This is a genomic window from Chitinophaga agrisoli, from assembly GCF_008386695.1.
In the GTDB taxonomy this organism is placed as follows: domain Bacteria; phylum Bacteroidota; class Bacteroidia; order Chitinophagales; family Chitinophagaceae; genus Chitinophaga; species Chitinophaga agrisoli.
Genome location: NZ_VUOC01000004.1, coordinates 973861 through 986291, shown reverse-complemented (window position 1 = coordinate 986291; position 12431 = coordinate 973861). Strand labels below are relative to the sequence as shown.

The following is a 12431-nucleotide window of genomic DNA, read 5'->3' as shown; positions in this document are numbered from 1 at the left end:
ATGGTCCTATTATAAAATTTATCAGTTAATATATCAGACAAATGAATACGAAAGAACAAAGTTCCGCTCAGCAGGAATTTAATCATCAGACAGCACCTACCAGGTCAATAATGGTAAACGGACTGGATTTTACCTATCGCTCCTTCGGCAAGGAGACTGAAATACCGGTTGTGTTTTTGCAACATTTCACCGGGAATATGGACAATTGGGACCCCGAGGTCACGAATGCGATAGCCGCCAAACACCGGGTAATTCTTTTTAACAACCGGGGAGTAGGCAGCTCCAAAGGAACTACTCCAGACAATGTTCTAGCAATGGCACAGGATGCAGTAAGTTTCATCCAGGCGTTAGGGTATAATAAAGTTAATCTTTTAGGGTTCTCTTTGGGTGGTTTCATCGGCCAGCGGATTGCGGTGGACTATCCTGAGCTCGTACATAAGCTGATATTGGCAGGTACTGGGCCATTGGGTGGAAAGGGCATTGCACAGCTGGAATCACACTTGCAAAAAGCTTTTGCAGATGGCCCGGACCGGGTATTGATCAACTTGTTTTTCAGCAAAACACCCACCAGCATTAAAGCCGGCGAAGATTTCCTGGGAAGATTGGCTGAAAGGGAGATAGACAGAGATACGCCGAGCAGCCAGGAAACCATCACCAATCAAGCCAAGGCCATTGTAGGATATGGTTTGGCAACAGATGAAGGTTACAGGCTGTTACAGTCTATCCAACAACCAGTACTCATCTTTAACGGTAATGAAGACATTATGGTCGATTCTATTAACTCCTATATCATGCTTCAGCATATCCCTCAGGCTAAACTGGTGCTCTGGAGTGACTCCGGCCATGGAGGCATTTTCCAACACAGGAAGGATTTTGTTGAGCAGGCAAACACGTTCCTGTTGAATTAAGTAAATATTAAATGATGATACCGGTTGCTGCGCTATCCGGACGAATGGCTTTAATCAGACAAAGACAAGTAACGTCATGCCTGGAAAGCTAGCCCAAGGCAGCAGCAACCGGTATCTGTAATTCATTTTTATACTGGTATATAACTCGCGGGGACATGGACCATATTGGGCCGTGGTTCGCATTTTTTTTATTACTACGATAATCCATAGTAACTTTCGTAAAATAATTTGTAATGGATAAGCAGGGGCTAAAAAATTATATTATAAAAAATCTGTCATTCCCGGACCGCACATTAGATCGGGTGGTTGAATATTTCCAGGAGCTTACTATTTCGAAAAACGAGTATTTTCTTATGGAAGGAAAGATCAATGATTGTTATTTCTTTTTGCAGAGTGGGTTTATGAGAGCTTTTACACATGATACCGATGGAAACGAAGTAACTACCAATTTCTATCAAAGAGACAGTGTGGTATTTGAAGTATCCTCTTTTTATTTGAAAACGCCTTCAACAGAGAATATTCAAGCGGTGACAGATTGTTGGGGTTTTGCAATTACCTACGACCAGCTGAATTTGCTATTGCATACGATTCCAGAGTTTAGGGCATATGGGGTAAAGATGCTGGCCAAAGAATATGTGCTGTTTAAAAAAAGGGCCCTTGAGCTGATCAATCTGAGCGGCGAAGCTCGTTACGAAAATCTTATGGTCAATAATAAAGAGGTGTTTCAATATGCCCAGCTTAAGCAGATCGCTTCTTACCTGAATGTTACCGATACATCATTGAGCAGGATCAGGCGTGAATTTTCAAAAAAATAGATCGATTAATACTTGGACATATGAAAAGGGCCATCCTGATTTTTCTGCATAGCGATAGTGTCATTTTTCCGATTATGCTGGTAAACGCCTATCGGCTCATATCTGGAGAGGTAAATGGCATTAAAGGCAATTCATGTTTGATACCGGCACACGTCAGGCGCTTAGCATAAATCATAATTACGTGAACCTTCCTCATAGAAAAGAGGTGCGGAAAGGAGCTGCAGGGAGCGGACAATCATTTATGATAAACGTGAATGATACGATATCCACGGTCAAATTCAGCAATGGCGTGACATATAATAACCTTATCAATGTTGAGAGCAGCAACTATGGCTGGCTGGAGAATAAAGTTACGCCGGATTTTCTCGGCTTTATCGGATATGATTTTTTTTAAGGGATATATCCTTAAGCTTGACTATCTGAAGAGAAAAATTACATTTTATAAAAACACACCACAACGGAAATTGTCAAAGGATTTTCTGCGTGGCGAAAAGCTATTTATTGGCCGTTGTCAATTTCGAGATCAGGAACTTGCCTAATCACCCGCTGGTTAAACTTAAAGTAGGAGATACCGAAAAATGCCAAAAACCTTTATTACCCTTTCTTTTGCAGCATTTTCAAGCACTATGGTTTGTGCGTTTAGGGGGTTGACCAAAAAAGGAAATTGTTGTGGCAACAATGCCAATGTATTTTCATCAAACAGCAGTTTGAAATATTTAAGATCGTCTGCTTTAGCGGGTGGCGTAAAAAATTGATTGGGCATTGCAAAAAGCAGATGCCCATCAGTAAGCGTAAAGTCTTGTGAGTCTATATTATAGGTAATTGAACCGCTTTCAATTAATATAATGAAATAAGAAGATAGTCTGCGCGGTGGCAGCTGTTTTTTTTGATTATCAACCGGAAGATAAGGATTGTCGTTTGAGCGCATCTTTATTCCCAGCTCATCATGCTGTGAGTCCTCATGTTTCCCTTTTTGTTCTTGCATATTATTTGCTCGAGGTTTGTAGAGTGTCGTCATATAATGACCACTAACCTGTGATCAGGTTATTACAAAATTCGCACTCTTTTTATATTTTATATCATTTTTTTTATCCCTTGAAGCGTATAGTTGTAAGTAGATCACCTTTTCGCTGGCTTCATGAAGGAATATCTCAAAAAAAATTGTGCAATCTATACGCTGTTTTGTATCTTTCTAACAAAATGACCTATGAATAAAAGGATTTCATTCATTCTTTGTGTGTTTTTATTATCGTGTATCTCTGCAACTTCCCAAACCCTGCAACAAGTAACGGATTCAGGAAATACAACTACAAATAGCATAAATATTAGTAATGCGCAAGGGCTTAGCATTGGTGTTGATGCTTCAACCGGATATACTACAAAAGCCCACTTTATAAGACCACTTAATGCAGGTTATAGAACTGTACGGTTTGACTGTTCTTCTGTTGATGCTAGTGGGGGATGGGAATTTTATAATTCCAGTCTTAACAAATCTTTGATGTACATCAGTCAAGGCGGAAATGTTGGTATTGGCGTCGTTGATACTAAGGGCTTTAAGCTTGCAGTTGGTGGTAGTGTGATTGCTGAAAGAGTAAAAGTAGCGTTGCAAAGTGGTTGGCCGGACTATGTATTTGACTCAATTTATACTTTGCCTTCGCTGGAAGAAACGGAATGTTATATTAAAAAATTCAAGCATTTAGCGGAGATTCCCTCTGCTAAAGAGTTGGAAAAAAATGGGTTAGATTTAGGTGAAAACCAAGCTAAATTGTTGAAGAAGATCGAAGAGCTGACATTATATTTAATCGACCTTAATAAGAAATTAGAGTCGCAGCAACAACTGATATCTGATCAACAACAGTTGATAACAGAGCAGGGGATGCAGATAGAAGAATTAAGGAAGAATCAATAAAGGTAAACATAGGTTATAAAGTTCGTGTTCTCGATGGTCGAGGAGGTTATCAAGCCACAATAACCCAATCTAAAAGGCAACAAAAAAGGTTACACAGCCCGATCCAGAATCTGTGTAACCTTTTTTCACCGAAATGCTTATCTACACTGCACCTTATAAAATATCGCGTGGATATCTTTCTCTTTTGACATCATCAGCGAATTCGCTAAATTGCGGGCACTATGTTCTGTCTGACCGTTCCGGTCTCAAAAAGAAAACTATGTTAAGGGTGGTTCTAATTGGCCTGCTATCCGGTTTATTGATATCTACTGAAGCCCGGCCCCAATCTACAGTGCAGCCGGAGGTGTCAGCGTATTCCTATTACCCGCCAGATCAGGATAAAGCATCCTGGCAACGGCTGAATTTATGGCTTAGTTCCACGTATCTCTATATTGCCAAAGAAGCCCTGACTGACCAGGATAGTTGTTTATTAATAGCCGGCCATTATCTGGGCCTGAGCCGGTTTTCCATATTGGCAGAAGGATTTGGGGATGAAAAATTGCGGGAGCAATCAAAATGGATCGATCAGGGCGATCCAGGCACAGGCATTCGTTTTCTGTCAAAAGCAACCGGTAAAAAACATTTGCAATTATTGTTGCTGCTTGGTTCTTATTACGCCTTCCAACCCGCCGGTTATTCCCGGTATAAAGACAGTGTTGAATATTTTTTAAATAAAGCGATAACGGAAAGTAAAACGTTGAAGGATGAAAGATTGCATCTGTTGGCGCTTTGCCTGCTGGGAAAAATATATCTGCAGGCTTGCGATGATAGAGGCGACTCCATCTATCATCAACTGATAGCACAATGCAGGAAAACAGGCGATAAAGCAGCAGCAGCCAGGGCAATTGCCTATCGTGGTATATACACGGCCCCCAGACAAACCACCTTTCAAAGAAAGTTATCCGATCTGCAAGAGGCTGCGGACCTTTATCACAGCATGGGCGATATTGAAAATGAGATCAATATGCTGATGGACCTTGGGTATGTGGTGATGGCCGCAGGCCAGCATCAAAGCGCCTATGATTTTTTCTCGAGAGCGCTATCACTGGCTACGTCCATCCAATATCCATATACCCATTACATTACGGAGGCCCTTGCCAATATCACCATGTATCAGGGGAAATTCGGAGAACCACTACGGTATATACATCAGGCAATTAAAGTTGCCGAAAACTGCCGCGACAGCGTCGGGTGGGCGCTTTTTTACGGCCGGCTGGCGCTTTTATATGATGTTGAGGGCAGACAGCAGGAGGCGGCAGACATGGCACAAAAATCAATAAAGCGATTTATTATAGATCGCAATCCGGCCGTATACAATATTGTGCAGGTCGTAATTGATTTTATGAATCAGCAAGGCCACGCAAGAGAAGCGCTCGATCTTGTATTCAATATTTCAAAAGAGGTGAATGCTCCCGTGAGTATGTCAGATCTGTTTTATTATCATTCAGCGCTCTCTACGTGTTATTCAGCCTTGAAAAAGTTGGATTCAGCGGAAATACATATCAAAAAGATGGATTCTCTTGAGACGGAGGCAGAAGTTATCCGGGGACCGCTAAGAAGAGGAGCGGTCAACGAACATTACGCAATGCTTTTCTTTCAACGCGGGCAATATCAAAAGGCAAAAGAATATCTCGAAAACCACTTCGAAATCGTTTCTTATGGCCACCGGACCCTGATGAATGACCTGGCAATCTACCGTTCGCTGATCGATACAGATTCCGCGCTTGGTAATAAAGATGCAGTAATATCCCATTATAAGGAATACATAAAATTGCTTGATTCCAATTTCACGGCTACAAAAACACGACAGGCAGAAGAGCTCCAGATCAGTTACGAAACACAGGAAAAAGAAAGCCAGATCGCTGCGCTGAACCAGGACGCAAAACAATCAAAACTTATAAAGAACCTCACCCTTGCAGGTATTGTCGCAACAGGGATCATTGTAGTGTTGTTATACCGCCAAAACCGTTTAAAGCAAAAGAGCAATAAAATAATTACCTATAAGAATGAACAACTGCAGCACCTGGTAGCGGACAAAGAGTGGCTATTAAAAGAGATACATCACCGGATCAAGAACAATCTCCAGGTTATCATGAGCCTGCTCGATTCACAATCCAGGTATATAGATAATGATGCAGCGCTCATGGCTATAAATGACAGCCAGCGGAGAGTACAGGCCATATCCCTGATCCATCAGAAGCTGTATCAATCTGAAAATACTTCCTCCATCGATATGCCTCATTATATAGATGAACTGCTTAGTTACCTGCAGGACAGCTTTGATACCGGCAATCGTACCATCATAGAGCAGGATATTGAACCCTTGCAACTGGACGTGGCGAAAGCCATTCCGCTGGGCCTGATCATAAACGAAGGTATTGTAAACGCCATTAAATATGCATTTCCCGGAGAGCAGCAAGGTATTGTACGGATCAGTTTGAAATATAACGGGGCCGGTCATTTGGCGCTCAATATATCAGATAATGGTACAGGCCTGCCTCCGGACGTTGATGTGTCAAAACGGGGCTCACTGGGGTTCAGTCTGATGCGTGGTCTTGCCAGACAACTAGATGGGGTTTTTAATATTGAAAGCAACAATGGTCTGCATATATCGGTCCGGTTTAGCGCTCTAAATAACCAGTCGTATGACTAAAAAAATATTGATCGTAGAAGATGAATTTATTGTAGCCAACAACCTGCAGATGATACTGGAGGAAGCCGGTTATACAATAAATGGCATTGCTGCTTCGGCCCGGGAAGCGCAAGAGCATATTCAACAATGTAAACCTGATCTGGTGCTCCTTGATATCAGGCTTAAGGGGAAATTATCCGGTATTGATATCGCCCGGAAATTAAGGGCCGGTCATATTCCGTTTATTTACTTATCTGCCTATGCCAACCAGGATATACTGGAAGAGGCAAAGACAACAGAGCCTTATGGATTTCTGGTGAAGCCGGTCAGGGAAAAGGACCTGCTGGTGGCGCTGGAAATTGCGTGGTACCTGCATCAGCATAGCCTTGAATCAAAATTGAGGCGGGAAGAACAACTGCAGAAAAGCATAACGGACATAGGCAATGAAGCGCTGGATGCCCGGCAATCACTGTTGAAGCTTGCGGAAGTGATGCGATGCTATATACCATTTGACTTTATTGCGTGCGGGATCAGACCGCTGGATGCAAAAAAGTTCACGGATACGGGTTATTTGCGCACCGGGTTCGATGAATATCAGTTTATTGGCGAAAAAGAACTGGAGACCATTTCAGGTTTAAACCAATCCGCATTTTCCGGCATCATTGAACGCAGCGACAGCGACAATAATGCCGGTATTTATAACCACGGGATCACGGAAAACACCACTAATAATTTGCTGCAGAGAAAGCTGATGGATTGCCTGCGGATGGAATCCTATCTCGTATTCCCCGTGGCGATCGGTTATGGGTTATCTGTACATTATTTCTTTTACAGCCGGCATGCTAATAGCTATAGTAAAGATCATATCGCCCTGTTAAACCGGTTGAAAATATGCCTGGAAGAGTTGGCTAATAAAACAATATATGCTGAAACATCTTCGATTGAACACCTTCGTCAGCCGCTTCCTGCTGAAAAGAAGCAGGATAAGGCGGCAGGGAACCAGGCGTTCAAAGGCATTATTGGCAATCATCATCTATTGTTGTCGGCGCTGGACCTGGTGGCGCAGGTTGCGCCCTATAACACATCTGTTCTGATATTAGGTGAAAGTGGCACGGGGAAAGAAGGGGTGGCGCAGGCCATTCACATGCTGTCGCCCCGTAAAAATGGCCCATTTATAAAAGTGAATTGTGCGGCTATTCCTGCGACATTGATAGAGTCAGAATTGTTTGGTCATGAAAAAGGCGCCTTCACTGGCGCTGCCGAAAAAAGAAAAGGAAAATTTGAGCTGGCTGACGGGGGAACTATCTTTTTAGACGAGATCGGGGAATTACCTCCCGGCATGCAGGTGAAATTACTGCGTGTTTTGCAGGAACGGGAGATCGAATACGTAGGCGGCAGTAAAACAGTAAAGGTAAATGTTCGCGTAGTGGCCGCGACCAACCGAAACCTGGAAAAGGAAATAGCAGCACAGAATTTTCGCCTTGATCTGTATTACCGGCTGAATGTGTTCCCGCTCACGCTCCCCCCACTTCGTGAACGGGAAACCGATATCGAAGCCCTGGCATTATTTTTTGCACACAGATTTTGCGAGGCATTGAACAAACCATTTAATGGCATTGCTGATCCGATGATGAAAAAATTGTATGGCTATCACTGGCCGGGGAATATCCGTGAACTGGAAAATATTATTGAGCAATCTGTTGTGCTCAATGATGGCAGATCCCAATTACAATTGATGCGGAGCTTTAGTACGGTAACCCCGGAACCGGCCGGCAAAACGGCTGTCAATACCTTTGAAGAGGTAAAGCATATTCAGCAACAAACAGAAAGGGAATACATCACTGCATTTCTGAAAAAAACAAAGGGCCGTATACGGGGCGCCGGAGGCGCTGCGGAATTATTAAATATCAAACCCAGCACCCTCGAATCAAAAATGACAAAACTGAATATTAAAAGACAGGATTTTATCGATTCCTCTGAAAACTTATAGCCTTGATAATAGTATACCCCGGAATTTTCGGGGTATTTAAGGATAGCCCCCGATATTTCCGGGGGCTATAACTTCGGCTTTTTTGTGCTTCCCTGTCACCTGTTAATACAGGTAAATTGATTTCCAAAGTATTACCAACCGTTTGCTTTCACGTCTTTGCTGTTTTGATTGAATGGCATACAAATAGCCACAATGGGCCAAAACCACTAGTATGACACATTCAAATCAATGGACCACCCCTACACCCGCCCAGGCAGCAAAAGGGTTCAAAATTCATTTAATCGTATTCCTGCTGACCACTCCGGCTATCTGGCTGGTATGGTATTTAACCGATAGAACGTATCCATGGCCATTATGGTCTACTCCCGCATGGGCAGTAGGAGTGATGTTTCACTACCTCGGTGTATTTGTTTTTAAAAAATCCGGAAAAAACTAAAAAACATAACCATGGATCAGCCACAAAAAACATTCAGACGCGTTGTAACAGGGCATGATGCTGAAGGGAAAGCCATCATTATTTCCGATGCCCCGCCTGTTCATACCCAATTGATCGGCGGCCCCGGCGGCCCTACCTTTTTCGAGGTATGGCACACGCTGGAAGCGCCCGCCTTAATTCATGCACAGCCCCAGGAGCCTGATGAAAACGGATTAATGTTATCTCCACCCAAAAAAGGGACAAGGATGCGTGTTATCGAATTTCCGCCGGAAGGCGAGGAAATCCGAAAACTGACAGGAACTGACGCCGCGGCAAAATTCAGCGCTATGGGGGATGAAAAAGCTTCTACATCTGCAGCAGGCGCACCCCACCCATTAATGCACCGGACACAAACAGTTGATTACGGGATCGTGCTGGAAGGCGAAATAACGCTGGTCCTTGATCGTGGCGAGGCCACCATTTATACCGGTGATATAGTTGTTCAATGCGGAACAAACCATGCCTGGGCAAACCGCTCCGGGAAGATCTGCCGGATGGCCTTTATCCTGGTCGATGGACAGTTTACCGATGAAATCTCCTAATACTGAAATGTCAACTATGCGTATCAAACCCATACCACCAGACAGCCTTGGTCCTGAAGTCCGTTACGTGCATGACGAGGCCGCCAGTCTTGTTGGCCGGAGTCAAAGCCAGGTAAACATGCTTGATCCGGCAGGCGCATTGCTGGGGCCCTTTATACCAATGCTGCATTATCCACAGTTCGGCATACCCGCGCTGAGCTTTCTGCGAACGCTCGATACACAGTCTACATTGGCCAAAACAGTTCGTGAAGTAGCCATCCTTACAGTAGGGGGCGCCTATGGAGCCCGCTTTGAATTATATGCACATGAGATCATGGCAAAAGTGTCCGGTATTTCATCCGCCAATATCGCAGCCCTGGCAGCCGGTGGCCAGCCATATGGTTTACATGAAGAAGAGAACATTGCGCATGTTATTGCCTTTTCGCTGATCAGCGGTCATATTATTCCGGATGCGACCTATAAGCAGGCGGTAGATCTGCTTGGGCGGGATGGCGTTGCGGAACTGTTCTTTCTGATTGCCGGCTACAGTCTCATCGCTATCATCCTGAATGGATTTGATATACCTGCGCCGGACAGGACAGCGTAGTATACAATGTAATGATCAATTAATACAAATTAAAATGACAAAAACAGTAGCATCACTGCTTTCAGCGGCAGCAGTCCTTTCCATAGCAGCCGGATGTGCCGGCGATGAGAAAGGACCGGTTGCCGTTCCGCAAACTTATGTGCTCGTACATGGCGCATGGCAGGCGCCCTATGTTTGGGATTCCGTTCAGGCTGATCTTTCAAAAAGCGGCAACAAAGTAATTGTAGTGGAACTTCCGGGCCACGGCGCCGACACAACGGCGCCGCAAGGGCTTAGCCTTGATGTGTACACGGACAAGGTGATCGATGCGATCTCAAAAGCAGATAGTAATGTGATCCTTGTTGGACATAGCATGGGTGGAATGGTGATAACAAATGTGGCCGAGAAGATACCGTCAAAGATAAGGAAGCTGGTATACATCGGGGCTTTTCTTCCTTCATCCGGACAGGCGCTAACCGATCTCGCATTTTCGGACCCTGGCTCCAAACTGGGGCCTTTGCTAGTTCCCTCCGCCGATCAGTTAACACTTGATGTCAAACGGGACAGCCTGACCTATCTTTTCATCAGTGAAGGATCCGAAGCCGTCAAACAACGCGTACTTGACAACTATCGTGCTGAGCCGGCCATTCCCTTTACCGGCAAGGTTGCACTTACGGCGGAAAATTTCGGTGCGGTGAAGAAAGTGTATATCAAGACACTCCAGGATATGGTCATCTCACCCGGGCTTCAGGACCGTATGATCGCCGCAGCAGGTATTAAAACTGTCTACACCGTCAATACCAGCCATTCTCCTTTTTTGTCCCGGCCGCATGAGGTTTCCGGCCTGCTGTTAAAAATTGGAAAGGATGAGCAACCGGACCAGTTGGATAGCGTTGTGGCACGGCTGATCCGCTATGAAGTGCACCCGGCATATCAGGCCGCATTCCGCCAGGCGGTAAGCGATTATGTAGCTCATTCACTGCAATCAGAAACGAATGTTTTATCGGAAGCCTATTATGAGCAGGCAGATACAACCGTGCTGTGGCTTATTGAAAGGTGGGGCACCAAAGACGCGCTGGACGAAGCCGGTAAAAGTACTGCATTCAAAACCATCGAATCTTTATCACGCAATTCACTGAAACAGCCGGCAAAGACGATCTATGTGAAAGACCTTGAACCACTTCCCAAATCGCAATGGCGCAGTGTTACCGGAAAACAGGACCAGCCGCTGACCATTATGTTGTTTGTGGATGCAAAACCAGGGACAGAAAATAATTTCAAAGAAGTCTATCACACTGCCATGCCGCAGTTCCGCAGCGAACCGGGGGTCATTAATTACCAGCTCTCGCAGTTGGAGGACGACATTACCCAATTTGTTACGTATGAAAAATTCAGGAACGAAGATGCGTTTCAGTATCATCTGAATTTTCCACCTATACAACCTGTGATCGACTACCTGCATACCAGCATCAAAAAACAGCCTTTCGAAGCAGGCCTGCACAGGTTGATCGGGTTTGCCCCGGTTATCCGTCCATAATTACACTCCATTACACTAATATCCAAACATTTAAGAAATGAAACCGATCTATCAAATCCTGATGACAGGTCTATTAAGCATATCTTCTGTCGTTAACATAAATGCCCAGACAAACATGAAAGCAGAACAAGGAAAGTCGTATGAACTGGAAGTAATCAATCAGTTGACTACTTCTACCGCCGTTGTCAACATGCCTGTATCCCAATTGCTGAACGCACCCGGTAATGAGGCGATGAAGGCATTCTTTTTCACACCGGTCAAGGAGAAAACGCTGCAGGGAAAGAAGATCGCAGTGATAGCAGCGGACGGTTTTGAGGAAATTGAATTAACAGGCCCGGTTTGGTATTTTAAGCAATTAGGCGCCAGCGTTGACATTGTAGCGCCAAAGTTTAATCCCGCTCCGGCGAGATATGGTTTAAGTTACCCGGAGATGTCCAAAACGCATATCATGGCTATTCAATATCTGCAACCTGCAGGATGGATCAAATTTGACCGTACAGCAGACCAGGTGAAAGTAAGCGATTATGATGCGGTGTTTATTCCCGGCGGCGCCTGGAACCCGGATAATCTTCGCTATGATAAAGATGTGATCAAATTTATCCAGGACTTCAACAAGTCCGGAAAGCTGATCGCGGCCATTTGTCATGCACCGGTGGTATTGGCGTCGGCTGATATCCTGAAAGGGAGAAAACTGACGGGCTACTGGAATATCCAGGTTGACCTGAAAAATGCGGGTGGTACTGTAACCGATGAACCCGTGGTTACTGACGGCAATATGATCACCAGCAGGCACCCGATCGATGTAGCTGATTTTTCAAGAGCTGTTGAGGATTGGTTAATCAAAAAATGACCGGGCCGGCAGTTTAATGACATGCTTTAGGGCTGGCCTTCCTGAGATAATTTTCAAGCTGTTAGCTACCCTTAGGAGGGATGATTGCCCTAAAGCAGTCATGTATAGAGCATGATAACAAATTGGAACAATAACCTGGTATAAGCCGGTTGCTCAATATATTGATATC

Annotated in this window: 12 protein-coding genes; 11 read left to right on the top strand and 1 reads right to left on the bottom strand. The window is 44.5% G+C overall.

Annotated elements, in window-relative coordinates:
• The first annotated feature begins 41 nt into the window (after positions 1-41).
• The 3 genes from F0L74_RS23070 to F0L74_RS23060 all read left to right on the top strand — a co-directional run bounded on the left by F0L74_RS23070 (position 42) and on the right by F0L74_RS23060 (position 2117).
• Positions 42-908 (top strand): alpha/beta fold hydrolase, encoded by an 867-nt coding sequence (locus tag F0L74_RS23070; RefSeq protein ID WP_149840275.1) that lies wholly within the window; start codon positions 42-44, stop codon positions 906-908.
• Positions 909-1141: 233 nt separating this feature from the next.
• Positions 1142-1723 (top strand): Crp/Fnr family transcriptional regulator, encoded by a 582-nt coding sequence (locus tag F0L74_RS23065; RefSeq protein ID WP_149840274.1) that lies wholly within the window; start codon positions 1142-1144, stop codon positions 1721-1723.
• Positions 1724-1856: 133 nt separating this feature from the next.
• Complete coding sequence (locus tag F0L74_RS23060; protein WP_149840273.1) at positions 1857-2117, top strand: hypothetical protein; 261 nt, start codon at positions 1857-1859, stop codon at positions 2115-2117.
• A gap of 162 nt (positions 2118-2279) precedes the next feature.
• Here F0L74_RS23060 and F0L74_RS23055 read toward each other — a convergent pair whose 3' ends face one another.
• Positions 2280-2708, bottom strand: a complete 429-nt coding sequence (locus F0L74_RS23055) for a hypothetical protein (protein ID WP_188316125.1) — start codon at positions 2706-2708, stop codon at positions 2280-2282.
• Between the two features lie 222 nt (positions 2709-2930).
• Between F0L74_RS23055 and F0L74_RS23050 the strand changes: the two genes are divergently transcribed.
• From F0L74_RS23050 to F0L74_RS23015, 8 genes are all read left to right on the top strand, one after another.
• Entirely contained in the window at positions 2931-3632 is a 702-nt protein-coding gene (locus tag F0L74_RS23050; RefSeq protein WP_149840272.1) for a hypothetical protein, read from the top strand.
• A 133-nt stretch (positions 3633-3765) separates the two neighbouring features.
• Positions 3766-6324: a tetratricopeptide repeat-containing sensor histidine kinase gene (locus F0L74_RS23045; protein ID WP_149840271.1), complete on the top strand. Its 2559-nt coding sequence runs from the start codon at positions 3766-3768 to the stop codon at positions 6322-6324.
• Positions 6317-8293: a sigma-54-dependent transcriptional regulator gene (locus F0L74_RS23040; protein ID WP_149840270.1), complete on the top strand. Its 1977-nt coding sequence runs from the start codon at positions 6317-6319 to the stop codon at positions 8291-8293. Before F0L74_RS23045 ends, F0L74_RS23040 begins: the two co-directional genes overlap by 8 nt.
• 211 nt (positions 8294-8504) lie before the next feature.
• Positions 8505-8729, top strand: a complete 225-nt coding sequence (locus tag F0L74_RS23035; RefSeq protein WP_149840269.1) for a 2TM domain-containing protein — start codon at positions 8505-8507, stop codon at positions 8727-8729.
• Between the two features lie 11 nt (positions 8730-8740).
• Positions 8741-9310, top strand: a complete 570-nt coding sequence (locus F0L74_RS23030; RefSeq protein WP_149840268.1) for a cupin domain-containing protein — start codon at positions 8741-8743, stop codon at positions 9308-9310.
• 16 nt (positions 9311-9326) lie between these two features.
• Entirely contained in the window at positions 9327-9896 is a 570-nt protein-coding gene (locus F0L74_RS23025; RefSeq protein WP_149840267.1) for a carboxymuconolactone decarboxylase family protein, read from the top strand.
• A 34-nt stretch (positions 9897-9930) separates the two neighbouring features.
• Positions 9931-11412 (top strand): alpha/beta fold hydrolase, encoded by a 1482-nt coding sequence (locus F0L74_RS23020; protein ID WP_149840266.1) that lies wholly within the window; start codon positions 9931-9933, stop codon positions 11410-11412.
• 115 nt (positions 11413-11527) lie between these two features.
• The gene (locus tag F0L74_RS23015; protein WP_213087058.1) at positions 11528-12262 is read left to right on the top strand and encodes a DJ-1/PfpI/YhbO family deglycase/protease; all 735 of its coding nucleotides are present in this window, start codon (positions 11528-11530) and stop codon (positions 12260-12262) included.
• Positions 12263-12431: the final 169 nt, after the last annotated feature.